This window comes from Aeribacillus sp. FSL K6-3256 (genome assembly GCF_037965805.1).
In the GTDB taxonomy this organism is placed as follows: domain Bacteria; phylum Bacillota; class Bacilli; order Bacillales; family Aeribacillaceae; genus Aeribacillus; species Aeribacillus composti.
Genome location: NZ_CP150188.1, coordinates 1,705,727 through 1,731,135 on the forward strand (window position 1 = coordinate 1,705,727; position 25,409 = coordinate 1,731,135).

The window sequence follows — 25,409 nt, forward strand, 5'->3', positions numbered from 1 at the left end:
AATTCGGAATTTTTAGGAGGGGACCAAATGGAGAAATTTGAGAACTACAATAAAAGCTATATTAACGGACAATGGGTTGAAGGAAAAAGCGAAAGCATATTTGAAGATGTTAATCCTTACGATAATTCCCTCATCACAAAAGTGCGTTTAGCAACAAGAGAACAAGTGCAAGAAGCATTTGAAATCGCTCAACAGGCACAAAAAAAATGGGCGAAATCGTCTGTTGAAGAAAGAAAGGAAGTTATTCGAAAAGCAGCAGAATATTTAAAGTCTCATCAGGATGAAATTGTAAGCGTTATCACTAGTGAGACAGGCGGAACTGTTTTAAAGGCGAATGTAGAATTGCACTTGACGCTGGAGGTTCTCGAAGAAGCCTTGAACTATGCAGGAGCCATACATGAAGTCAGGGAAGTCCCAAGTGCAATTGAAGGGAAAGTGAACAAAATTTACCGTCTTCCGCTCGGAGTGATTTCATCAATATCACCGTTCAATTTCCCGATGAATTTATCGATGAGAACAATCGCTCCTGCGATTGCATTAGGAAACAGCGTTGTCCATAAACCGGATATACAGGTAGGTCTTGTTGGAGGCTCGATCATTGCGAAAGCATTTGAATATGCCGGACTTCCAAAAGGAGTCTTCAACATGATTTTAACCGATATTCCTGAAATCGGTGATGAAATGTTGACAAATCCGATTCCGCGCTTAATTAGTTTTACCGGCTCCACCGCCGTTGGCAGACATATCGGTGAAATTGCTGGCCGCAATTTGAAACGGGTTGCGCTGGAGCTTGGAGGCAACAGTCCGTTTGTCGTGCTGTCGGATGCCGACGTAGACCAGGCAGTGAACGCCGCTGTTTTCGGCAAGTTTATCCACCAAGGACAAATTTGTATGATCGTCAATCGCTTTATCGTTCATAAAGATCATTACGATGAATTTGTGGAAAAATTTGTTTCCAAAGCAAAATCTCTTCCTTATGGGAACCCTTCCGATCCCAATACGGTCATTGGACCATTAATCAATGAAACGCAGCTGAAAAAAGCTTTAAGCTACATTGAAGAAGCTAAGAAGGAAGGCGCAACACTTGTCTTAGAAGGGAAAAGAGAAGGAAACGTCCTCACTCCATTTGTCTTTACGAATGTCAAAAATTCAAGCAAGCTCGCGCAAACAGAAGTTTTTGCGCCCATAGCGACAATCATTAAGGCTGAATCAGATGAAGAAGCGATTGAAATGGCAAATGACACCGAATATGGTTTAAGTTCTTCTATTTTCACCAGCGACTTGAATAGAGGGGAACAGCTTGCGTTGTCCATTGATTCAGGCATGACCCATATCAATGACCAAACAGTCAATGATGCTCCAAATATTCCATTCGGCGGAAACAAAGGAAGCGGTTTAGGACGTTTCGGAAATCCATGGGTTGTCGACGAATTTACCGTGACAAAATGGGTTTCAGTTCAAGAAAAAGAGCGTCAATTTCCGTTTTAATGATGACAACTCCCTATACATTGTGTAGGGAGTGATTTATTGTAAGAGGAATTTTGGACGAGGAAATTCCTTTTGGGGAATAAGCGATAGTTCTAGAGAAAAATATAAAAATACATCCTCTTTATAAACGAAAACAATTTCATGAAGGCACCTCTCATGCTATCTGATTTTTTATTAAAACGAATCTTACCAATTTTTGAATTTTATTGTCCACTCTTAAGTATGCGGTCAGCTTTTGAAGAAAATTGTGTTTCACGACTTGATAGAGTTGAATCTTTGTAAAAAAAACTAGAAAGATGAATCATTTGCTTTTTATACCTATAACGGGTATAATGTATACAAACGAAAGGAGGGAGGGGTGTCAGTGACAGAAAATGAAAAACATGATCACGAGAAAATAATGGTTCCTAGAACTTCTGATGAAATAGACAAGCTTTTAAAGAGGCTGAAACGGATTGAAGGGCAGGTTCGCGGGGTACAAAAAATGATTGAGGACAATCGTTATTGCATTGATATTTTAGTCCAAATTTCAGCCATTCAAGCTGCGCTGCAAAAAGTAGGTTTCAACCTGTTGGAGCGGCATGCCAGCCATTGTGTTGCGAAAGCGATCAAAGAAGGAAGCGGTGATGAGTCGATTCGTGAGCTGATGGATGTGATCAAACAGTTTTCTAAATAAGAGGTGGAACAAATGAGCGAACAGAAGCTTGTCACATTAAACATTACCGGCATGACATGTGCTGCATGTTCCGCGCGCATTGAGAAAGTGCTGAATAAAATGGACGGAGTAGAGGCAACTGTCAATTTAGCGATGGAAAAAGCAACTATTCATTATAACCCTTCGAAACAAAATCTTTTAGACATCCAGCGGAAAATTGAACAGTTAGGTTACGGCGTCGAATCGGAAAAAGTAACATTGGATATTGAAGGCATGACGTGTGCCGCATGCAGCGCACGTATTGAAAAAGGGCTGAAAAGAACGGAAGGCGTTGTAAATGCGACTGTCAATTTAGCGACAAACAGCGCTGTTGTGGAATATAGGGAAGGCGTTGTTTCTGTTGAAGATCTTTTAGAGAAAATAAAAAAGCTTGGTTATAAAGGACAAGTTCGGGACGAGACTACCCATCAATCGGATCGAAAAAAAGAACAATTGCATCATAAAAGAAGAAAGCTTATTGTTTCTATTTTATTATCACTTCCTTTATTGTATACAATGATCGCCCATTTACCGTTTGAAACGGGGCTTGCGGTGCCGGATCTGTTTATGAATCCGTGGTTTCAGCTGTTGCTGGCAACACCTGTTCAATTTTATATCGGCGGCTCATTTTACACAGGAGCTTACCGGGCTTTAAGAAACAAAAGCGCAAACATGGACGTGCTCGTGGCGCTCGGCACATCAGCAGCCTACTTTTATAGTTTGTACGAAGCGATCAAAACAATTGGCCGTTCCGATCATATGCCGCATCTATATTTTGAAACGAGCGCAATCTTGATCACCCTAGTGCTCGTTGGAAAATATTTTGAAGCGATTGCAAAAGGTAGAACGACAGAAGCTATTTCCAAGCTGTTAAGCCTGCAAGCGAAGGACGCGCTGGTCATCCGCGACGGGAAGGAAGAATGGATCCCGCTGGAGCAAGTAAAAGTAGGGGATGAGATAATCGTAAAGCCCGGAGAAAAAATTCCAGTCGATGGAACGGTCATTTCTGGAATGTCTTCTGTCGATGAATCGATGATCACAGGTGAATCTATCCCGGTTGAGAAAAAAGTCGGGGATGCAGTAATTGGCTCCACAATCAATACAAACGGCCTTTTAACAATACGGGCAGAAAAGGTTGGGAAGGATACCGCTCTTGCCAACATCATTAAAATTGTTGAAGAAGCGCAAGGATCGAAAGCGCCAATACAGCGAATGGCCGATGTCATATCCGGTATATTCGTTCCTATTGTTGTAGGCGTTGCGATCGTGATGTTTGCTGTTTGGTATTTGTTCATAACGCCATATGATATGGCAAGAGCGTTAGAAGTAGCGATTTCTATTCTTGTCATCGCCTGTCCTTGTGCACTCGGATTGGCAACGCCGACATCCATCATGGTCGGATCAGGAAAAGGAGCAGAAAACGGGATTTTATTTAAAGGGGGAGAGCATCTAGAAGAAACACATAAAATCAATGCGGTCCTCCTTGACAAAACGGGAACGGTAACAAAAGGAAAACCGGAAGTGACCGATTGTATTGAATTAAAAACAGGCATGCTTTATTATGCCGCTTCTGCGGAGAGCGCTTCTGAACATCCGCTTGCCCAAGCAATTGTGGAATTCGGTAAAGCACGTTCCATCAACATACAAAAGCCGGAGCATTTTAAAGCCGTGACTGGACATGGCATCGAAGCCAAAGTAGATGGAAAACATATACTTGTTGGCACAAGAAAGCTGATGAAAGAACGGTCGATTGCAACTTCAGCCCATGAAGAGAAAATGGTGAAGCTTGAATCAGAAGGAAAAACAGCTATGCTAGTTGCAATTGATGGGGAGCTTTCCGGCATCATCGCTGTCGCTGATACTATTAAAGAAAGCTCAAAAAAAGCCATTCAAACATTAAAGGAAATGGGAATCAACATATTTATGGCAACGGGAGACAATAAAAGAACAGCGGAAACAGTAGCGAAGGAAGCGGGGATCGGGCAAGTATATGCTGAAGTGCTTCCGGAGGAAAAAGCGAAAATCGTGGAGGATCTACAAAAGCAAGGATATCGTGTAGCAATGGTTGGAGACGGAATGAATGACGCACCCGCTCTAGCAGTTGCCGACATCGGCATGGCGATCGGAACCGGGACAGATGTCGCCATCGAAACGGCTGACGTCACCTTGGTCGGAGGCGATTTAACACACATTCCAAAAGCGATTTCCTTGAGCCAAAAAACGATGAAAAACATTCGGCAAAACTTATTTTGGGCTCTTTTCTACAATTCAATCGGCATACCAGTTGCCGCCCTTGGCCTCTTGGAGCCTTGGATCGCCGGAGCAGCGATGGCACTCAGTTCAGTTTCCGTTGTCACAAACGCGCTGCGTCTAAAACGAATTAAACTGTAAAGTATTTGCAACGATTTAATCTGAATATCTTAAAATCATACTAAGGAGGAAATGAAAATGAATCTTACATTTCAAGTAGAAGGAATGTCTTGCAATCACTGCAAAATGGCTGTTACAAACGCTCTAAAAGAGCTGGACGGAGTCGAAAAGGTCGAAGTATCACTTGAAAAAGGGACTGTTGAGGTAGAATATGACGACAAAAAAGTAACAATTGAAAAAATGAAAAACGCCATTGAAGATCAAGGCTACGATGTCAAGTAACCATCCTCTCCTAAAAGGGGATGGTTTTCCTTTTGCTAGTTCTATATGAAAGCTTCATGCCTCAAAAGGTTGAAAAGAAGAGTCAGGCTATTACAACCTCTTTCCTTCTATAGATATAAATATTAACTATTTGTCGTTTGATGTCAGCATGCCCCTTTCCTTCTTCTATTATTAAATACTAACTGATAGAAAGTAAACTATTGATTGCTTGATCTGTCAAGCAAGCATATGATCTATCCGACTTTTAAAGTTTGCGAAATGATTGAACGAATCAATGAGAAAATCGGCTGTCAAGCAGGTATATTGAATATGTAATTTTGCATAATATTTGACAGAAGTTGGATTAATAATAGAGAGCTTAATTATGCTCGCAGACTGAAAAAATGTTTAAATTTTTAAGCGAACTCATGTTATAATTGTTTCAACACTTGTCATTTTGCGAGGCAGAATGCAAAACTCTGAACAATCTTTGGAGTTTCTTTCCCAAAAAGTTTTAAAAGGTTGGATATCTCCCAATTTGATAAAACAGTCAAAAACAGGAATTCATAATCAGCTTGCCAACAATAAATTATTAGAATATTCGGAAGATATACCGTGTATTTGACGAACTTTTATACGATAAAACCTAATCATTGTCAGTTAACTCAAAGGAACAGCATTTGCTGCATACATAGTAAAGTAAAGAAGGAGGATTTTTATTGGAAACGATTCAAAAGATGTTTGAGCACTTGCATTGGGCGAACGAGCGTATATTAGACACTTTGCAAAAGATTGAAGGGGAAAATAATGGAGCACTGCGCTTGTTTTCGCATATTCTTTTAACTGAAAAACTATGGTTTACAAGATTACAAGGATTGGACAGCTCACACATTGCGATTTGGGAGGATGTACATATAGATGCCTGTGCAGAACTTGCAAAACAAAATGAACAGAGCATTACATCGTTTTTGAAAAATTTGACGAATCGTGATTTAGACAACATTGTCACTTACAAAAACAGTAAAGGAATCGAGTTTCAAAATACATTAAGGGAAATTTTAACTCATGTCGCTTTGCACGGACATTACCATCGAGGACAGATCAACTTGAGACTGCGATCTGAACGGCATGAACCAGTGAACGTTGATTTTATCACATTTGTAAGATAAGCTCCAAGACAGTTTGCCAAAATTATGTTTATTGTTCATAAATGAAGCAAATAGGGGATGAAATCAGGTATGGCAAATGAAGGTTCTATTATGACTTGGACGTTTTATGAAGAGACAGATGTTCCAAAAGAAGTGGAGGAAATTTTAATTGAAGGGGAAACTGCGGAAGCTGCGTATAAAACGGTTCGAGATGTTGCGGTCGTGACGAACAAAAGAATAATCATTGCCGATCGTCAAGGAATTACAGGTAAAAAATGGAAATCTACACCATTCCATTTAAATCGATTGTCATGTATTCTTCTGAAAATGGAGGAAAGATTGACCTTAATGCAGAACTCGAACTATGGGCTAGGGCAGGGAAATTCAAATTATTATTAAATAAAAAAGTGAATATTCGGAAGCTTGATCGAATTATTGCAAGTCATATTCTGTAGTTGTACTCTTTAAATCAAAAGAATTTTTATATTTTACAAAAATAAATAAATATAACATTTACAATGCTGCACTAAGAGATTTTTGAATCAATAGGTGCAATAAAATGCAAAGATTGTTAAGAACATTTAAAATTGCTTCTATGAAATTTTTCATATAGAATGATTGTTTGAGAGCAATAGCACCTATAAAATTTCTTAAATCTCGGTGCTTTTTTTGTTTTTTCAATACTAGGATGACGCTTTAAATTCCGCTTTTTAATAAAAGTATCCCGCTTATCTGCAAAGTTCTTTGGCATATTACTCCACCGTCTTCAAAAAACAGTTTTAATATTTTACTAAAAAAACTGTTCCGTTCTGTTCAAAATGGTTCCACAGAGTAAAAATAATTGTCTAACCTTCTTTATTTGTTTATGATGTAAGCAAATAAGATAAGGTGTGTGAAACATGGAAGCTTTGTTTAATTGGGAGTTAGTGATTTCATCTGTCGTCATGGCAATCATTGCTTCTTTTTTTTCTGTTCACATGATTCAGAACATACAGGTGTCTACTGAAAAGGATAAGTGGTTATACATAATGTTAGGAACGATATGGGTAGGGTTAGGAATTTGGTCGATGCAATTTATTGACATGCTCGGTGATGATTTATATTTGATTGCAACGTATTACACCGTCTGTACGTTATTATCTTTTTTGCTAGGGATCATTGCATCATTCGCTGCTTTTTCCATGAAAGATAAACAAAAAAATGTTTCTAATGCAGCGGCGATTTCGATTGTAGTGGGTTTAAGTATTTTTGTAATATATTATATTGGTATAAAATCATTGAAAGGGAATGAATATGACGGATTTTATTCCGTTCTTTCTAACTTAATCGCTTTTGTTTTAGCGGGAGCAGTGATTGCCTTTTTCCATCACAATAAGCGATCTCAAAAGCTTCAAATGAAAGCGATCATAATACCTTCAATTGTTTTGGGATTGGGTATTTTCATTTTTCAATACACGGTAATGAATGAAATAAAAAAAGCTGGATTATTCATATATGAGCAGATTTATTCGGTTTCTACATTGCTGGCAAATCAACTTCTCCTTTCAATCATCATGATTTTTATGATTTTTGCATTTGTTCAAAAAGAAAAAAACAAGCTAGAAAGAAAGTTTGAAACAACAAATCTATATTACGAGTCATTGATTTCGTATAATCCGTATATCGTTTTCATCATTAATATCGACGGAATGATTACGAATATAAATCCTAAAGGATTAGAAATCTTAAAAGCAAAAAAAGAACAAATGATTCATCAATCGATTTTTTCGTTTTTGCCTCAAGACGATGCCGAAAGGGTAAAACAGAAAATGAATCGTTTGTTGGAGCATAACGAAAATGAAATAGAAGTTTCGTTTAAAAATAGTAAAGGTGAATGGATTCCTTTACTTTTAACGTTTGTCCCTATGATCGTTGAAGGAAAAAATGAAGGTTTTTTCGTCATCGCCAAAGATATGAAAGAATTAAAACAATATCAAAAACGACTTCGAAAAATGCAGAAAGATTTAATGAATACATTAGAACGCCAGCAAGGAATGACATTTAAGTTCGTCAAAATAAACGATCAGTTTATCCATACGTTATGTGCAGGGGAATTGCTCTATAAACTTGGCTATTCTCCCCATGAGATTATTGGAAAGGATTTGCGGGATTTTTTGCCGAAAGAAGTCGCTGAAGGGCAGCTTCGAGCTTATCAGAAAGCCTGGAATGGCGAGATTGTCCATTTTGAGGGAAAGCTGAACGGATATGATTACTTGGCTGTGTTAAGTCCGGTTATAGAAAATGGAAAAGTTGTTGAAGTCATCGGTTCTTGTGTAGACATAACCGTCAGAAAAGAGCAGGAAATGAAATTAAATGAGTCGAATGCACTAAGACGGACGATTATTGACAATCTGCCAATCGGAATTGTTGTGATTGATCATGAAATGAAGATTATCGCCTTAAATAAGACGATATTGAAAATTTTTCAAATCAATGAGCCAATAAAACAGCTGATTGGGAAAAACATCACAAATTATTTTCCAGCCGTTGGCCGAAATGTTGAAGAGAACACAGGGGAAGTATCAAAGATTTTCACTCCCTATAAGCATTTCTCTGATGAAGTGAACATCAAAAATAGTAAAATCTTGAAAAGAAGTTATTTTCCTTTTTATATGGACGGGAAACTGAAAGGCCATTTATGGACGTTTGAAGATATAACAGAACAAAAGAAGATGGAAAACAGCATTATTCAGGCGAAAGAAGAAGCCGTCAAAGCCAATATGGCGAAATCGGAATTTTTATCGAAAATGAGTCATGAATTAAGAACGCCGTTAAATGGAATCCTTGGTTTTTCTCATTTGTTGGAACTAGATAAAACGTTAACGGAGCAGCAGCAAGCATTTGTGGAAGAAATTTTAAAAGGAGGCCGCCATTTATTAAATTTGATTAATGAAATTTTAGATCTTTCCAGAATTGAAACAGGAAAAATAAAAATTTCAAATGACGAAGTACAAATTGATTCGGTCATATGTGAATGTATAGCATTGATGAAGCCAGCGGCAAACAAAAAAAGGATCAAAATCATCAAAAGCATTGATCAGTGTGTGGATCAAATGATCCACATTGATTCGTTAAGATTAAAACAAGTCATTTTAAATTTGTTAGATAACGCGATTAAATATAATGTTGAAGGTGGACAGATCCATATAACCTGTAAATGTCAAAACGGATTTCTAGTTATTCACATAATTGATACCGGAATCGGGATATGCGAAGAAGAATTGAAAAAAATATATGAACCTTTTTATCGTATTCAACATGTGCAAGTTGAAGGAACCGGTCTCGGACTTTCACTTGTAAAACAACTGATAGAGCTGATGAACGGGGAATTTGGGGTTGTTAGCAAAATAGGAGAAGGAAGTGACTTTTGGATTAAACTGCCTATGTTGAATCGAGAAACGAATCATGCTGTTAAGAAAGATCTAGAACACAGGCAGCACCATTAATATATATATATAAACTGTTTTCTATGTTTACGGAAAATGCCGCATGAGTTATGGGAAAAATGTTATTTTGTTCAAATAGGTTAAAAGAGTTCCGTTTAATGTTGGAATTTAATGACTGATCGTTCAGTTGCCTTGTTACAAAGTGTTTTGCAATATTCAATATGCAAAAGTAAAAGGTTTGATGAAAATCAAAGCTTTTTTCATTCCAGTGATAATGAAAACCTTTTCTTAAGCAAAAGATACCATCTTGTGGAAATACAGGAAATGAGAATTATAAAAAACTTTATTAGACGAACACGTCAAACTTGCCGGCAATGTCGAAAAAGCAGAAGAATTTCATACTTGAACAGGAGGCTTGCTAATCATAGCAGCTTCTTTTTTTCATAAATACAATTTCCTAGTTACAAAATCATGAATACAAGACAATGACGATTCTGAAGCTTTTCCTTCTGGATTCAAACTTCTGCTAAAAAAAATGAAATAATTTTAGTATGATTATTTAGTCATAGGTCTTTTTTGCTATTGTTTTTAGTTCAAAAGAACTATTTGGGCAATATTTGTAAGTTTGAATAAAAAAGTCGTAAAATGTCGGATTTTTGACATATTCTGTCCTCTATCATTTTTCTTAAGTCAAAATACGTTCCTCTCATGCTGGAGGCTGGTTAGACAATAAGTTGGAATACAGTTACATTGAACATAGAACAAAAATATCATAAAACATGGCAAGGGAGGGAAAAGATGAGAAACAGTGCAGCCAATAAAATGGAATCAGTTTATCAACCGATTTGGGATTTAAATAATTGGAATGTATTTGGATATGAGGCATTTTTAACCTTTCCAGATGGCCAAATGGACATAGAAAAAATATATGAACTGGCACGGGGAAAAGGATGTCTTTATGAACTGAACATAAAGGCGATATTAAATGCGATTACGTGTTTTCCGATTGAACGTTTGGATGATTCATTAATATTCGTCAATCTTTTCCCTTCCACACTCATTCATCATCAATTCGAAAAATTTGTCGAGCGGTTATTGAAACAATATCCTCAAATACAAGAAAAAGTTGTATTTCAAATAAATCATACACCAAGTGAAAAGCATATATGGGACTTGCCAGATTTAAAAGATAAAATAAACATGTTAAAGAAAAACGGTTTTGATGTAGCATTATATGGCGTTGGAAATGGAACGGCTGTTTTACAACAAATTGTTGATTTTTCAGCAAGCTATATTAAACTTGATCGGCATTTTACTAAAGAATTATATCGTTCTAAAGAAAAACAGCACATTGTCTCGCTTTTAGTGCAATATGCAAAACAACAAATCACTATTATCTTGGAAGGAATCGAAAAGGAGATGGACTTAGCTAAGGCAAAATTGTTAAAAGTTCCTGTTGGCCAAGGAAATTTATTAGGAAAACCAGAAAAATCAGCCGTCCACACCATTGAAGATATTTTTCGATAAGCACTCCGACAGATGAATGAACATGTTTCTCCTGAATTTTATATGGAGAGGTAGATGCAAATGAATCAGTCAGTTTTAGCGAAAGGAAAAAACATACAGGAAGCGATCGAACTAGGTTTGAGTATTTTAGGGACTGATAAGGAGAAAGTTTCGATTGAAATCATCGAAAAAGGCGGCAAAGGATTTTGGAAAATTGGTTCTAAACAGGCGATCGTCAGATTAACAAAGCTGGATGATCAGGAAACATCTTCTAAGCAAAGCTCTATAAAACAGGATCCCTTAGAACAGATCATTGATTCGTTAGAAATCGAATCATTTGCAAGCTCTGAACCAATAAAAGAAAATTCATTAGAAGGTAAAGTGTGGATAAAAGATGGAAAATTATATTGCCAGCCAGCTTCAAATAAATACCCGACCGTTACTGTTGGAAAAGGAATAAAGTTGTATAAAAATGGTCAACTCATTACCGGAACAACCATCGTAACAGAAATGGATGAGTATAAAATTCAAACGGATGAAGTTGTAACGGAAGGTAAATGGGATATTACGATCGACTCTGACAAGCTGCATGTTTTTTTACAAATAGAACCAGGGTATCGAAAAACGTATAAAGTGAAAGATATCGAACCTAGTGAGCATATTGTATTAGAAGGAGAAGAAATTGTTGAAACGATTCCAGCAGTTGATTACAATCAAATTTTAAAAAAACTAGAAGAGCTGCGAGTTATTCATGGATTTAACCATAATGAGATTATTAAAGCAATTCATACGGACCGGCCAGGAAAATTTACAATTGCATCTGGCATGAAACCAAAAGAAGGGGAAAATGGAAAAATCGAGCTTCTCGTTGATTTAAATAAAGGAGCAAAAGTGAAAGAAAAAGAAGACGGAACCGTCGATTTTCGTGAAAAACAGGAGTTCCCTTCAGTTGAAAAAGGACAGGTCATTGCTATTGTACATCCTCCTGTCCCTGGAATACCTGGAATTACGGTTACGAACGAACCTTTACCACCTAAACCGACATATCCGCTTACGATTCAGCCGGGAAAGGGAATCGCTCTTATCGAGCAAGGTAAAAAAATTTTAGCTACAGAAACGGGGCGTCCTCTCATTGAACAAAGGGGATTAATCGTCAGAGTATCTATATTGCCAAAACTTGTACATTCTCATGATGTGAATTTATTATCAGGAAACATTCGTTTTAAGGGTGATCTGGACGTTCTTGGCAATGTGGAAGAGGGAATGGTTGTAGAGGCGGATGGAAACATTTTGATTCAAAAAAATGTATATGGAGCTACAATTTCATCGAAAAATGCCATTGTCGTTCATGGAAGCTTTATTAAAAGCACAATCTCAGCAGGAAAACAAAATATTTATTCATCCGAGCTCATTCGATTATTAACAAGCATTCAAGAGCAAATGGATCAATTGATCAAATCCATTTATCAAGTCATTAAGCTCCCTGCATATAAAATGTCAGACTATTCATCAAAAGGATTACAGCCGTTAATAAAAATTTTGCTTGAAAAAAAGTTCAATAATTTGCTTACGCTTGTAAAGCAATATATTGCGACCTGCAATAATGGGAGTCATATTTTAGAGCTGGAATGGTTAACAATTAGCGAACAGTTAAGACTATGTTTCCTTTCACCTGCTGTAAATGAATACCATACGATCGAAAAAATCAATCAGCTCATGCAAAAAATAACTGAACTGTTAGAGCGGCAAAAAAATGAACAGGATGATCACTGTTTTGTCAAACTAAAGTATGCTCAAAATAGCACCATTTATTCCCGAGGGGACATTTTTATAACTGGACAAGGCTGTTTTAACAGCAAAGTGTATGCTGGTGGAACGATCGCCATAAAAAATGTCCTCAGAGGCGGGGAAATATTTTCCGAAAAAGAGGTCATGGTGAGAGAGAGCGGTTCAGAAAGCGGGGTTATGACAAAAATCAGCGTGCCAAGCAATGGAAAAATTATCATTGATCATGCCAATGAAGGGACAATCATCGAAATAGGAAAAATGAAGCATGTGTTTCATGAAGGGAAAAGAAACATAATAGCGAAATTAGATAAAAATGGAAATCTTGTATTTTAGCGACATAAAAACAGTTGACGTTTGAAAAAGGACGTGCCGTTTATAAAAAGATTTTTCAGCAAAACGAACAGGCATGATTTAGAAAGGAAGAATTTTTGTATGTTTTCTTATAGCCTCGATCAATTGAACGAAAAAGCATACGTCCGGTTTGTCGGAGATTTAGATATTGAAGTCGCGGAATTAATGGAAACAGAAATTATTCCGGCTCTGCAAACCTATACAAATATTGAGTTTGATTTTCAAGAAGTTCCTTTCGTTGATTCCACCGGGATTGGACTGTTATTAAATTTAATCGAGACAGTCAAAAAGAATGGGTTGGATGTTCAAGTGAAAATAAAAAACGTTCAACCTTTAGTGAAAGATGTATTTGATATGCTCCAATTAGATAAAATTTTAGGAGAAAATGTATTTGTATAGGTATTACGATAATGAAGTGGGATGAGTGCTATTTTAGAAGCAGAAAACAACATGTAGACGATGCAGTATTGGTAGAAATCAGCAAAACAGCCGATTTCTACCTTTTGATATGTAAAAAAATACTAATATTAGCATTTTGTGTATTTTACAGATTGTTGAGACTGAGTTGGGAGCCCGGGGAAAAATCAAATTTTTTCTATAATGTTTCTGTTAAAATAATTTTTATTTAAAATTGGCATCCCGGTGGTTTTATATCGGGAAAAGATTTGAATTGCAGAACGATCCTTGCAGAAATCGACGCATTTCAACTTTTTCGCAGCTTGCAAGCATCTTTTCGGCGACAAAATTTGATTATAATGAAAAACTTATTTTATGAAAATATTTATGTGAAATTCATAAAGCAAAACGGCTTTTCAGCATTTTAAGTACTTGGATAAACATCGAAGACGCTGTCTGCATCATGGAGACATCCAACAAGGAAAGATGCCGGTTTCATCCGCAATTCATGCTTTCCTTTTGAAAAGGAACATCATCATCCATGCAGAATACACAATAAACTCAAAAAGACGGCACGCAAACTAGAGCAACGAGGTGGAGATTTATGGAGAAATACAAACTGATTATTGCAGATGATGATCACCCTTCAAGACTGATTTTATCCCATTTTATTCAATTGTTCCCCCAATATGAAATCGTCTGTGAGGCAGCTGACGGAGAAGAATTAATTCAACGATTTATGAAGAAAATTCCTGATATTGTTTTAGTTGATGTCGATATGCCGAAAATTAACGGAATGGAAGCTATGAAAATATGTAAAGAAATTCATCCGTCCTTGCAAGTCATCTTTACAACTGGGTATGATGAATTTGCTGTTGAGGCATTTAATCTGTCTGCTACAGATTATATCGTAAAGCCAATTGAACGGACTCGATTATTTACGGCGCTTGAAAAGGCGAAAAAAGCGATTGAAATAGAGAAAAAATTATTAAACAAGCATCCATTTAAAGAGATTAAAAAGCTTTCGATTAAATCGAATCAAACCTTTCATTACATCTCATCGGACGACATCCTTTTTATTGAGAAGAACGGAAGAAAAACGGTGTTTCATACTGCAGAACATCAACACGAAACAAACGAATCCCTGCAAGAAATAGAAGGGAAATTGCCTTGTAATTTCTATAAAACTCATCGTTCCTATATTGTTAATTTGAAAAAGATCATAAAAATTGAACCACAAGGCGAAACGTATGCCGCCCATTTTTCTGGAAGCGATAAAGTTGCCTACATTTCGAAATTGAAAATACAAGAGGTGCACGGATTGTTAAGGGCATGATATTTGCAAGGGAGAAGTTCTAAAATGGATTTTTTCTTTTTTATATTGAAAAAGCTTTAAAAATTATTCGGGGATTTTTCATTCAATTCGTAAAATATGTCTGACCCGAGTTTTTAAAAGAAAGGTGTATCATACATGCCGATCTTGTTGAAAGAGAAAGGGTTCATGCTTATTGTCATCGACTTTGGCCTGCCCATTATTCTAATACAATTATGGAGTTTAGAGAAAACACATATACCATTTGCCATTTTAATAGCGATTCTTGCAGGGATATTAGAAATATTTCCTATCGAACTCCGCAATGGTAAGAAGCTTTCTTGTTCAAGCATTTTTAACATTGTGGTTCTTGTTCAAATGGGAATTCCGGAAGCTGTGATTGTTGTTCTCATCGCTTCTTTATTCTTATTTTACAATAGCAAATTAAGCTTTATTTCTTGGTTATTTCAGGCCAGTCAATGTGCGGTTGCTGTTTTTTTATCAGGATTTGTATTTGAGTATTTTTTTGGCAAACTCGGCGTTTTTACATATATAACCTCCGTTTTCGCATTTGCATGCACAACGTTTATATATTTTTTCATCTTTTTTGCCATTACAATGATCTATAAGAGTCTCGTTTTCTCTCAAAATTTTTCGGATGTTTTGAAAACAGAGATGAATGATACATTGCTAGCATTTGCTGTGACATTTATTTTAGGATTTCGGCTTGCTGCTATTGATTACGATCAACAGCCTTTTCCATTTTGGTTTGAAACGATCTTTGCCGTCGCTGTTTTTCTATTCGCTCGATCCATTGCTCAAGTACAAGTTCGTCATAGAAAAAACCATTTTACGACCTTAGAAAATATTACACAGTATATGGAACAAAAAGTTCATTTGCCTAAGGGGCATTCTAAAAGGGTAGGAGATTTAGCACGCCGCATCGCAGAAGAGTTAAAGTTAAGCCCCAAACATGTTGATGCTGTTCATTACGCTGCCTTGTTGCATGATATTGGAAAAATACAAATGGAGCATGAAATTTTTCAGAAGCGAGGGGCTCTTACGCTTGAAGAAGAAAAGCTTTATAAACAACATTCCGAGTTAGGGGCAAAGATGGTTTCAGCAATATCGGGAATCGAAAAAGCTGCCCAGTATGTCCGTTTTCATCACGAACAATGGGATGGAAAAGGCTATCCGGATGGAAAAAAAGGAGAAGAAATTCCATTGGGAGCCCGCATTATTGCTGCGGCAAATGAGTATGACAAATTGATGCATTCTTCTGGAATTATCAATCAAAAGAAAGCTTTTCAAAATTTAAAGAATACAAAACTTGATCCAAAATTAGTAGAAATTGTTTTAAAAATAGCTGATTTCAAAAAGGCAGGCAAAGATCATCATCCGGGATTGATTCAGGCTCAAAATCAGCAGCACTTTCACGATATAAAATATAAAGGCTCGAAGCTTCTGAAAGATTTTTCTGTTGTACAAGCTGTATTTTATCAAAATGGCAGCTTCTATCATATAAATGGCGAAAAAGTTCAGATTCCTTGTGAACAACAAATCAAAAGCCTGATTACGAATCATCCTATTCAAAATGGATATGCACATGAATTTATTGAAGATGTTCCAAGTCGGAAAATGTATAACGTTCATTGGATCTGTTTGGAAAAGAAAATATTATGTCTATTGTTTGATGTAAGTCATTTACGAGAATATGAGAGAAAACAAGAATTGAGGATACGTACAATTTACCGTGATTGTTTATACGCCGTCACACAAGGAAAATTGACTCTGATTGAACGGGAAGAATTAAAAAGCTTTAATCAAGGTGAGAAAATTGCAGAATTTCCTGTTTCTGAAAAAAATGATGTTGCGGCATGTAGAACATTTATTGACCAGTTGTTAAAAGATCGGCATATTTCAGAAAAGAAAAGATATAATGTGCTCTTATCTATTTCTGAAGCTGTAACAAATGTATTAAAGCATGCGGTTGAAGGAAAAATGAAAGTTTATTTGAACCATGATTGGTTAAAAGTGATTGTAGAAGATAAAGGAAATGGCATCAAATTAAGCGAACTGCCAAAATCAATTTTGTTAGAAGGTTATTCCAGCAAACGGTCATTTGGGCACGGTTTCAGCATTATGTTAAAAATGATGGATAAAATTTCAATATATACAAGTACAGAAGGAACGACGATTATTTTAGAAGTAGATTTAAAGGATCGACTCATAGAGAGAAGAAAAAACATTCCATTATGATAAAGATCATTTTGCAATCAAGTACTTGATCCTTTCGTTCGGAGTGAATGCGGATGAATTTCTTAAAGAATAAAACGATCATTGGTCAAATTATTACAATGATTGCGCTTATTCCGATTATTATTTGTTCTATTTTCATCTTTATTTTTGTCAGGCAGATGGAGAAAGAATTTGATCATTTTCATAGAAATGATGTGTTACGAACAGCAAACATTTTAAAAAGCGCGATTGAAATCAGCGAAAATTCCAAAAAAACGGTTGAACGTTTAATTGACGAAAAGCTGCATTTAATTTCAAAAGAGATTGCAAAAGAATTGCGCGGGAAAACGATCGAGGAAGTGACTCAGCAAGATTTAATTGCATTGCGCAATAAATATGATGTGTACAATATTTCTTTATTGGTAAGAAGAAATGATGATATAATCATTGCCCAATCTTCAGACCCAAATGAAATTGGTTTAAGCACAAAAGAGTGGGGGTATTGGTATGATGCTTTTCAACAACTGATGTCAGGTAAGCCTGTAACAGTAGGGAAAGGTTATTATCAAGAACATTATTGGGTTGGTCCGATCTCCAAATCAGACTGGGAAAACAAATATTTTAAATATGCCTATTATTATGACGGAACAACTGAATTTATGATTAATCCGTATATTCTTGATTCTGAAATTTATCATGCAACGAAGCATTCGGATCCTGAAGCGCTTATTCATTCCATTTTAAAATTTAAAGAAAGTGAAATCGAAGAAATTGCGGTTATAAATGCCAATGTACTGCTTCGGAGCGAAAATCGAGATATTATTGAACCGGAAAGAGATGCGCCGATATTATATGGAAAAAATTCATATAAGCATGAAAAAGATCATTTTTATATTCAAAAAGTTCTGAAAGAAAATCAAATGGAGTCAGTGAAACTGGGGGAAAACTATCGGAAATATTATCTGCCAATTCCAAATGACAGGGTTATTACGATTGTCACCGACTTAAGCGCTGGCACAAAGTTTTTTCATAATATCATTTTTTTGTTTGTCCTGTCATTTGTTGCTGCCTTTGTCATTATATTTTTCGTTTTGCAGGTCATTACGAAAAAATATTTAACTCCGATCCCTACTATTCACCGTTATATTAATAAAATTGCAGCAGGCGATTTGACCGAAGAAATTCATGTCGATCAGAAAAATGAATTCGGTGATATTGCTGCCCATTTAAATGAAATGACTAACCGCATCAGCCAATTAATTGTCGATATTAAAAACGATATTGAAACATTAAGGCTCGTTTCAAACGTTTTATCAGAGACAGTGCACTCTTACTTTCATGTCATGGACGAAGTTTCAACAACCATGACAAAGGAATCGCGGGAAATTTTTCACGAAATAGAATTAGAGGTGAAAGAAATACGACAAAACTATGAAAATATCAATCAACAACTGGAAAAACTAAAAGAAGCGAATCATTTTGAATTCCATCATGTCTCTAATTTTATTATTCAATCAAGTCATCAACTCATAAGACTGAATGATTTGATGAAACAAAATGTCAAAAAAGTTACGGAAATGAATTTATCTTCTTTTGATGCGATACAGCAATTGAATGAAATTATTATTCAATTAGACAACCTTTCAAAGGATTTAGAAAATAAAATAAATAAATTTAAAGTTCAAGAATCATGAAACACATAAAGATGAAAATGAATTGCTCAGTTTTTCTGCTAAGGAGGGTATGTATGGGTCTTACGGTTCAAAAGGAAATTCAAGATCAAAGCCTCACATTATACATTAAAGGAGTTTTAGATATTTCAACGGCTCATGTGTTTCATGCTCATTTTAATGAAATCGGCAATTTTCAAGTATTGACGATTGATTTTAGCTATTTGGAATTCATTGATTCATCCGGAATTGGTGAAATCATCGATTTAATTTATTTATCTCAAGAAAAAAACATTAAATTAGTTTTTAAAGGTATGAATGATTTCACAAACCATTTATTTGAAACAGTTGGATTATACGAAATTTTAAAATCGATTCAAGGGGAGGTTGTTTGATGCAAAGAGACTTTTTAACGTATCAGCAATCTTCCTATACGATAGAAGATGTTAAGAGAAAGGAACAAATGCTGCAAAGGGAAATAAACTTGGCACGGACGATACAAACAACGTTGTTGAACGGGCATGCTCCATCGATCGAAGGGGGAGAGGTATTTGGCTATTCTATACCTGCCCGATTAATTGGCGGGGATTATTACGACTTTTATCCGCTTGTCAACGGAAAAGTGCGCATCGTTATTGGGGATGTGATGGGAAAAGGGATTCCTGCTGCGATGCTCATGATTTTAACGCGCGGCGCCTTTCGGACAGCCGCTGAAAGCACGCAAAGCCCCGGAAAGACGCTGACAGCAATGAACAAAGCGTTATACAATGATTTGAGAAAGTTAAAATCTTTTGTTACCGTTTTCTGTGCCGATTGGGATCCGCTGTCGGGAACGTTTACATATGCAAATGCCGGCCATCATCTTCCGCTGTTTATAAGAGGCGATGCGGTACATGAGCTTCCAAAAGTGAAAGGGATTATGATTGGTGGTCTTCCTAATCAAATTTACCATGAAGAATCGATCCAATTATTTGAACATGATTCAATTTTCTTTTATACAGACGGAATCATTGAGGCGCAGAATAAACGAGGTGAGCAATTTACATTGGAACGGCTGATCGAAACGTTAAAACAAAATCAGGATAAAAATGCCGGGGAGATTGAAAAAAAAGTGCTGGAATCGATTCATAAATTTACAGAAGGCGTTCCGCAAAAAGATGATATGACTATGGTATTCTTAAAAGTAGGGAAACAAAAAGTCGATATTTCAAGTTTAAATTCGCCTGTCATGTAACGTTTGTTTGAAAACGTGATTGTTTGGAGGAGTTGAAATAAAAAATTTTACACTAGTTGGAAAAATAAATCTTGGGCTGGGAATCGCTTTTATCATAGCTGCTCTTTTCCTTTTCATGCAGCATTTTTACAATGTGTTTTATTTAAACCGCTTTCTTTTGAGATTTCGTTCGTTTGTCTTGGACTTTTATGATTGTTTTCAGCAGCTTTTTATCAAAAATCGAATGGAGCATGATTATGCTTTTTGGACAAAATGACCCAAACAGTCCATTGTACTGTCTGGGTCATTTTTATATATATATTTCGGTACACGAAAAACATTGACTCGGATAAACGATTGTCATATGATAAATAATGCAGTTTATAAATATTTCACAAAATGAAATATTTATTTAATGAATATTTTTTTGTAAGGGGGATAAAAAATGAATGTGAAAAAGTTGGTCATATTAAATATTGTTGTTCTCGTTGTTTTGGTTTTAGGAGGTTTTGCCGGATTCTATTATTACAATGAGTCGGTCAACTATATTAAAACAGATTACGCAAAAGTGGACGGACAGCAATTAGTGATCGCCGCCCCTGCTTCCGGAGTCTTGACAAAATTTGATGGAAAGGTTGGAGCACAATTTCAGAAAGATAAAGTCATTGGAAAATTAGCCGTACCTGGGGAGGATGAACCTGTCAGCATTCAAATGCCCCAGTCCGGAACGATTGTCCAAACAAATGCGGTAGAAAATTCATTTGTGGCAGCTGGTACCCCTTTGGCATATGCATATGATTTCGATCATTTATGGATCACTGCCAATATTAAAGAAACCATTATTGGGGATGTAAAAGTTGGTCAAGATGTTGATATTTACATCGACGGGTACAGCGAGTCTAAACTTTCGGGAAAAGTAGAGCAAATCGGAAAAGCAACAGCTAGCGTCTTCTCATTGCTTCCAAGTGAAAATGCGGACGCAAACTATACGAAAGTAACACAGGTGATTCCTGTGAAAATATCTATTGCGGATGCAAAAGGGCTAGGAATTATGCCGGGAATGAATGCAAAAGTACGCATCCATAAATAAATGATTTAACCATATAAACTGAAGGAGGTGGAAGCATGCCGTTTATCATCAGTTATACGTTTTTCACTCTGATTGTGCTGATCGTCATGAATGTTTTCCTTGTCAGAAAGAAAAACTGGCATACAAAAAAAGAGGAAGCACTTGATAAGGAAGTGCCGGTTGGAAAAGTGCTGTTCGTTTTAATGTTTGGGATGTTCATTGCGATTTTGAACCAAACAATTTTAAATGTAGCGCTTCCGGTCATGATGACGGATTTAAATGTCAATGCGACAACAGCACAATGGCTGATGACAGGCTTTATGCTTGCGAACGGAATTTTAATACCGATCAGCGCATTTTTAGTTGAAAATTTCGGTTTTCGCAAGCTGTTTATTACAGCGATGATCTCGTTTACAATTGGATCGCTCGTTTGTGCCGTATCAGCAACATTTCCATTGGTGATGATTGGCAGAATTATTCAGGCGATTGGTGCAGGAATTTTAATGCCGCTTGGCATGAACATTTTTTTGACTGTTTTTCCTCCTGAAAAAAGAGGAACAGCCATGGGGACGATGGGGATTGCCATGATTCTGGCTCCTGCAATTGGTCCGACACTCTCAGGATGGGTTGTGCAAAATTATGATTGGCATTTTTTGTTCTACGCGATGGCTTTGATCGGTTTAATTGATATCTTTTTCGCCTTTGCTTGGTTCCGTTTAGAAAAAGAATTAACTCGCCCGACGTTTGATATCCAAGGGATTGTTTATTCAAGTATTGGATTCGGCGGCATTTTATACGGGTTTAGCGAGGCAGGAAGCAAAGGATGGTCAAGCGCGGAAGTTATCATCAGCTTAATGGTCGGAGTTGTTTTTTTAATTTTCTTTGCCGTAAGACAATTGAATGTGGAAAAACCTCTGCTTGAACTAAGAGTATTTAAGTACAACCTCTTTACGTTCACATTAATTATCAACTCGATTGTTACTATGGCATTATTTGGAGGAATGCTGCTTCTCCCGATTTATTTACAAAATATTCGCGGTTTTACACCGATTGAATCGGGTTTATTATTGCTTCCAGGAGCAATGATCATGGGATTAATGGGGCCGATAGCAGGAAAAATTTTCGATCGATATGGTGTAAGAGGATTAGCAATTGTCGGTTTGGCCATTACAACATATGGAACATATGAATTCACGCAGCTGACGGCCGATACGCCCTACACAACCTTATTAGGAATATATATGCTGCGGTCTTTCGGAATGTCATTGATCATGATGCCGATCATGACTGCCGGTATGAATCAGCTGCCATTAAAGATGATTTCCCACGGAACAGCCATGTCGAATACGATACGCCAAGTGGCTGGATCTATTGGAACCGCATTATTAGTAACGGTTATGACACAGCAATCAACAAATCATTTATCAGATTATATGAATCTTGTTTCAAAAACTGATCCAATGTTGATGAATCAGCTGCAAGCACTTGGCAGCAGTATGGCTCAATCAGCCGGACTTTCTGCACATGCTGGTCAAACTATTGGTGCTCAGGCACTTTTAGGGCAGGCATTGCAGCAATCAACCATCGAAGGGATCAACGATGCATTTTACATTGCGACCGTTTTGGCATTCATCGCGCTAGTTCTTTCCTTTTTCTTAAAAACACCAAAGAAAACGCTCCAGGAAAGCTCGTTCGAAGCAGCAAAAGTTAAAACCGAAGCATCTTCCCAAGAGTTATAAACAAAGATATAATGAATGAAACGGGGATGTCCGGCAGAGGACACCCTTTATATATGTGAAAGGAAGGGAAAGTAATATTATGAATCCGACATCCTCCTCCATGACGGAATTAGAGAACGAATTTATAAGGATTTTTCGTGATTTGCGAAATTTTTATACAATGGGAAAAAAATATGGCTTGTCAAGAAATGAATTTTTTATTATGAAGTTTTTGCTGAAAAACGGCCCTCAAAAACTATCTACCATTTCCCAAGAATCTGATATATCTCCCAGTTTCCTCACAGGTATTACTGATCAGCTAATCGAAAAAGGCTACATCGAACGGAATAGATCAAAGAAGGACCGCCGAATTGTCCAAATCTCTTTAACAAAAAAAGGAGAAGAAACCATCATAGCGGTTCAACAGGACTTGATTCAATATATGCGTTCCAAATTCAACGCATTTACAGAAGAAGAAATTCAAGATTTAATTCGACTTTTGCGGAAAATACCATAATATCGTCCGTGGTCTTCAAAATCAGTAGTGCCTGACTTTGTAATTTTAGTCAAAAAGAGACGAGCTTGTTTTAAAACGGTGCACTTTTTCAGAGATGATCCATTGACAAGACGGGGAAATTTGTGTATTCAATGTCAAAACGGGTCATGCTGCCTGTTTGACGTGGAGAGGAATCTTAACGGCTGCAAAGGGGGAAAAGAAAATGTGCAAAATTACGATCATTGGCGGAGCAGGAACTCTTGGAGCCGCCATCGCTTTCAAATTAGCAGGGAAAAAAGCGATCGATGAAATTTGTCTCATCGATCAAAATGAAAAGCTGCTGCTCAATCATTTAATGGATATGGAAAATGCTTATCCGTCCAAAACGATTTATAAAGGGACTTTTCACGATTTAAAGCACTCTAATATCGTCATCATTACGGCAGGCATCCCAAACCGAACCGATATTTCTTCTAGAGATGAGTTTTTAGAAGGAAACTTGCAATTGTTTCGTCAAATCGGAGAAGCCGTCGCAAAACATGCCCCAAACGCTTTGATTATCACCGCTTCCAATCCAGTCGATGTCCTGAATTACTATTTAGTCCATACGTTTCAATTTGATAAGAAAAAATTAATAGGATACACCATGAATGACTCCTACAGGTTTGAATGGGCGCTTCGCCGAGTTCTAAAGCTACACGAGAATGATAAAGTATCAAGCCCTGTTATAGGTGAGCACGGAGAAACACAAGTTCCGCTTTTCAGCCAAGTCAAAGTAAACTATAAGCCGCTGCTTTTATCAGAAGATCAGAAAATTCAAGTTAAAGAAAAGCTGACAAATTGGTTTCGAAACTTCAATGACCTAGGCATAAACCGAACAACCGGGTGGACGTCTGCCGTCGGTATGGAAAGGCTGATTGATCAGCTGCTTCAACCAAAAACGTCGACAGCAATCGGTTCTGCGGTATTAAACGGAGAATACGACGTTTCTGGCATTAGTTTAGGTGTACCTCTAGCAGTGAATCATACAGGCATCCAAAGCATCCTTGAATGGGAAATCGAACAAAAGGAAAAAGAGTTATTTCAACAATCTGCTGAAAAAGTGAAGCGTCTCATCAACGAGTTTATTATGAATAAAAAATAGACAAAATGGAAGTTTCTTCAAAAAGAGCGCATCAATCTATCTAGTAGACAATAAAAAAGCTCACTATTCCGTCAAGGAAACTATGCTAGTTTTTGTTTGGTTGTTCCCCAATTCAGCTTTTTAACCATTTTAGGAGGTTACAGCACTGGAATAGATTTTTTTATCCTGTATGATTTTTTGAAAATCATACAAACTGCAGACTTGCCGCTTAACGATAATCTATTGCTGCTCCCAAACGAAGTTGGAAGATCTTAAAGAATTAATGGAGTTGATCAAAATGGAAGCAAAAACTTATGAAATTATTTCTATAAATGTAGGAAAACCGAAAAATTTCATATATAACGGCAAAGAATTTGTCACTGGAATTCAAAAGCAGCCTGTTGATGGACCGGTTTTTTTGTCATTTCTTAATTTTTCAGGCGATGGTCAGGCAGATCTTGTTCATCATGGCGGTAGAGATAAAGCGGTATGCGTTTATCCGTATGATCATTATGCCTATTGGGAGCATGAGCTTGAAAGAAAGCTGGATGTGGTGGCATTTGGTGAAAATTTGACAGTAAAAGGCTTGTTGGAAACAGAAGTTTGCATCGGGGATACGTTCCAATTAGGGGAAGCGGTTGTGCAAGTTAGCCAGCCTCGGCAGCCATGCCATAAGATTGCCAAAAAGCACAGGGTGAATGACTTGCCGCTTCGTGTTCAAAATACTGGTTATACCGGTTTTTATTTTCGGGTGCTGAAAGAAGGTTGGGTGGAGACACAATCAAGCTTGCAGCTCATTGAAAAACATCCGCTAAACATAACGGTTTCTTTTGCGAATCAAATCATGTTTCATGATAAAACAAATAAAGAAGGAATTGAACAAATTCTTCGTGTGGACGAACTATCGGAAAGCTTTCGGGATTCATTGATGAAACGCTTACAATCCATTTAGGAACATCTACCAAAAGAAGGGGTTGGAAAATCGGCTTGTATATAAATTAGAAATGCAAGAGAGATCATTAAAATTTCAATGATCGTTGTTTTTAGATTACTATTTTCAAAGGTTGAGCTTCTGTGGAGAAAGCGTCTTACATTTCAGCTACTTCCCATATAATAAGCCAACGATCCACTGATGCAGGGCAG

19 protein-coding genes and 1 pseudogene are annotated in these 25,409 nt (G+C 36.8%); all 20 read left to right on the top strand.

The annotated features are described in order from the left end of the window. The first annotated feature begins 27 nt into the window (after nt 1-27). The 20 genes and pseudogenes from NSQ84_RS08235 (at nt 28) to NSQ84_RS08330 (ending at nt 25,218) form a co-directional block, all read left to right on the top strand. Nucleotides 28-1,488, top strand: a complete 1,461-nt coding sequence (locus tag NSQ84_RS08235; RefSeq protein WP_339212592.1) for an aldehyde dehydrogenase family protein — start codon at nt 28-30, stop codon at nt 1,486-1,488. 400 nt (nt 1,489-1,888) lie between these two features. Continuing rightward, entirely contained in the window at nt 1,889-2,164 is a 276-nt protein-coding gene (locus NSQ84_RS08240) for a metal-sensing transcriptional repressor (protein WP_063389602.1), read from the top strand. Nucleotides 2,165-2,176: 12 nt separating this feature from the next. Next, nucleotides 2,177-4,573 carry a heavy metal translocating P-type ATPase gene (locus NSQ84_RS08245; protein WP_339212595.1) on the top strand — a complete coding sequence of 799 codons (2,397 nt, stop codon included), beginning with the start codon at nt 2,177-2,179 and terminating at the stop codon, nt 4,571-4,573. Nucleotides 4,574-4,630: 57 nt separating this feature from the next. Next, the gene (copZ, locus tag NSQ84_RS08250) at nt 4,631-4,834 is read left to right on the top strand and encodes a copper chaperone CopZ (RefSeq protein ID WP_094245704.1); all 204 of its coding nucleotides are present in this window, start codon (nt 4,631-4,633) and stop codon (nt 4,832-4,834) included. A gap of 698 nt (nt 4,835-5,532) precedes the next feature. Then, nucleotides 5,533-5,982, top strand: coding sequence for a DinB family protein (locus NSQ84_RS08255; protein ID WP_063389576.1), 450 nt, complete (start codon nt 5,533-5,535; stop codon nt 5,980-5,982). A 69-nt stretch (nt 5,983-6,051) separates the two neighbouring features. Continuing rightward, nucleotides 6,052-6,416: pseudogene (locus NSQ84_RS08260) on the top strand (PH domain-containing protein). 444 nt (nt 6,417-6,860) lie between these two features. Next, nucleotides 6,861-9,446, top strand: a complete 2,586-nt coding sequence (locus NSQ84_RS08265) for a PAS domain S-box protein (protein ID WP_311067259.1) — start codon at nt 6,861-6,863, stop codon at nt 9,444-9,446. A gap of 738 nt (nt 9,447-10,184) precedes the next feature. Continuing rightward, a complete protein-coding gene (locus NSQ84_RS08270; RefSeq protein ID WP_066246638.1) occupies nt 10,185-10,913 on the top strand; it encodes an EAL domain-containing protein in 729 nt (242 codons plus the stop codon). A gap of 60 nt (nt 10,914-10,973) precedes the next feature. After that, nucleotides 10,974-13,013, top strand: a complete 2,040-nt coding sequence (locus NSQ84_RS08275) for a FapA family protein (RefSeq protein WP_144597023.1) — start codon at nt 10,974-10,976, stop codon at nt 13,011-13,013. A gap of 99 nt (nt 13,014-13,112) precedes the next feature. Next, complete coding sequence (locus NSQ84_RS08280) at nt 13,113-13,430, top strand: STAS domain-containing protein (protein WP_063389572.1); 318 nt, start codon at nt 13,113-13,115, stop codon at nt 13,428-13,430. A gap of 601 nt (nt 13,431-14,031) precedes the next feature. Next, a complete protein-coding gene (locus tag NSQ84_RS08285) occupies nt 14,032-14,763 on the top strand; it encodes a LytTR family DNA-binding domain-containing protein (RefSeq protein WP_063389570.1) in 732 nt (243 codons plus the stop codon). A gap of 135 nt (nt 14,764-14,898) precedes the next feature. Then, the gene (locus tag NSQ84_RS08290) at nt 14,899-16,998 is read left to right on the top strand and encodes an HD domain-containing phosphohydrolase (protein WP_339212601.1); all 2,100 of its coding nucleotides are present in this window, start codon (nt 14,899-14,901) and stop codon (nt 16,996-16,998) included. A 53-nt stretch (nt 16,999-17,051) separates the two neighbouring features. Next, the gene (locus NSQ84_RS08295) at nt 17,052-18,671 is read left to right on the top strand and encodes a methyl-accepting chemotaxis protein (protein WP_339212604.1); all 1,620 of its coding nucleotides are present in this window, start codon (nt 17,052-17,054) and stop codon (nt 18,669-18,671) included. Between the two features lie 53 nt (nt 18,672-18,724). After that, nucleotides 18,725-19,042: an STAS domain-containing protein gene (locus tag NSQ84_RS08300; protein WP_063389567.1), complete on the top strand. Its 318-nt coding sequence runs from the start codon at nt 18,725-18,727 to the stop codon at nt 19,040-19,042. A 68-nt stretch (nt 19,043-19,110) separates the two neighbouring features. Then, entirely contained in the window at nt 19,111-19,881 is a 771-nt protein-coding gene (locus NSQ84_RS08305; protein ID WP_339212764.1) for a PP2C family protein-serine/threonine phosphatase, read from the top strand. A 424-nt stretch (nt 19,882-20,305) separates the two neighbouring features. Further along, on the top strand, nt 20,306-20,950 hold the full coding sequence (locus tag NSQ84_RS08310) for an HlyD family efflux transporter periplasmic adaptor subunit (RefSeq protein WP_063389565.1): 645 nt from the start codon (nt 20,306-20,308) through the stop codon (nt 20,948-20,950). Nucleotides 20,951-20,985: 35 nt separating this feature from the next. Then, nucleotides 20,986-22,668, top strand: coding sequence for a DHA2 family efflux MFS transporter permease subunit (locus NSQ84_RS08315; RefSeq protein ID WP_094245711.1), 1,683 nt, complete (start codon nt 20,986-20,988; stop codon nt 22,666-22,668). 79 nt (nt 22,669-22,747) lie between these two features. After that, nucleotides 22,748-23,164, top strand: a complete 417-nt coding sequence (locus tag NSQ84_RS08320; protein ID WP_082829330.1) for a MarR family transcriptional regulator — start codon at nt 22,748-22,750, stop codon at nt 23,162-23,164. A gap of 202 nt (nt 23,165-23,366) precedes the next feature. After that, a complete protein-coding gene (locus tag NSQ84_RS08325) occupies nt 23,367-24,287 on the top strand; it encodes a hypothetical protein (protein ID WP_339212608.1) in 921 nt (306 codons plus the stop codon). Nucleotides 24,288-24,564: 277 nt separating this feature from the next. Then, nucleotides 24,565-25,218, top strand: a complete 654-nt coding sequence (locus tag NSQ84_RS08330) for an MOSC domain-containing protein (RefSeq protein WP_063389562.1) — start codon at nt 24,565-24,567, stop codon at nt 25,216-25,218. The last annotated feature ends 191 nt before the right edge of the window (nt 25,219-25,409 follow it).

Excerpts from the sequence above, each read along its gene's own strand:
- NSQ84_RS08320 (WP_082829330.1), top strand. The coding sequence starts at position 22,748 with ATGAATCCGACATCCTCCTCCATGACGGAATTAGAGAACGAATTTATA.
- NSQ84_RS08270 (WP_066246638.1), top strand. The coding sequence starts at position 10,185 with ATGAGAAACAGTGCAGCCAATAAAATGGAATCAGTTTATCAACCGATT.
- NSQ84_RS08330 (WP_063389562.1), top strand. The coding sequence starts at position 24,565 with ATGGAAGCAAAAACTTATGAAATTATTTCTATAAATGTAGGAAAACCG.
- NSQ84_RS08240 (WP_063389602.1), top strand. The coding sequence starts at position 1,889 with ATGGTTCCTAGAACTTCTGATGAAATAGACAAGCTTTTAAAGAGGCTG.
- NSQ84_RS08325 (WP_339212608.1), top strand. The coding sequence starts at position 23,367 with ATGTGCAAAATTACGATCATTGGCGGAGCAGGAACTCTTGGAGCCGCC.
- NSQ84_RS08290 (WP_339212601.1), top strand. The coding sequence starts at position 14,899 with ATGCCGATCTTGTTGAAAGAGAAAGGGTTCATGCTTATTGTCATCGAC.
- NSQ84_RS08235 (WP_339212592.1), top strand. The coding sequence starts at position 28 with ATGGAGAAATTTGAGAACTACAATAAAAGCTATATTAACGGACAATGG.
- NSQ84_RS08310 (WP_063389565.1), top strand. The coding sequence starts at position 20,306 with ATGAATGTGAAAAAGTTGGTCATATTAAATATTGTTGTTCTCGTTGTT.
- copZ (WP_094245704.1), top strand. The coding sequence starts at position 4,631 with ATGAATCTTACATTTCAAGTAGAAGGAATGTCTTGCAATCACTGCAAA.
- NSQ84_RS08295 (WP_339212604.1), top strand. The coding sequence starts at position 17,052 with ATGAATTTCTTAAAGAATAAAACGATCATTGGTCAAATTATTACAATG.
- NSQ84_RS08300 (WP_063389567.1), top strand. The coding sequence starts at position 18,725 with ATGGGTCTTACGGTTCAAAAGGAAATTCAAGATCAAAGCCTCACATTA.
- NSQ84_RS08245 (WP_339212595.1), top strand. The coding sequence starts at position 2,177 with ATGAGCGAACAGAAGCTTGTCACATTAAACATTACCGGCATGACATGT.
- NSQ84_RS08305 (WP_339212764.1), top strand. The coding sequence starts at position 19,111 with ATGCTGCAAAGGGAAATAAACTTGGCACGGACGATACAAACAACGTTG.
- NSQ84_RS08315 (WP_094245711.1), top strand. The coding sequence starts at position 20,986 with ATGCCGTTTATCATCAGTTATACGTTTTTCACTCTGATTGTGCTGATC.
- NSQ84_RS08285 (WP_063389570.1), top strand. The coding sequence starts at position 14,032 with ATGGAGAAATACAAACTGATTATTGCAGATGATGATCACCCTTCAAGA.
- NSQ84_RS08275 (WP_144597023.1), top strand. The coding sequence starts at position 10,974 with ATGAATCAGTCAGTTTTAGCGAAAGGAAAAAACATACAGGAAGCGATC.
- NSQ84_RS08280 (WP_063389572.1), top strand. The coding sequence starts at position 13,113 with ATGTTTTCTTATAGCCTCGATCAATTGAACGAAAAAGCATACGTCCGG.
- NSQ84_RS08265 (WP_311067259.1), top strand. The coding sequence starts at position 6,861 with ATGGAAGCTTTGTTTAATTGGGAGTTAGTGATTTCATCTGTCGTCATG.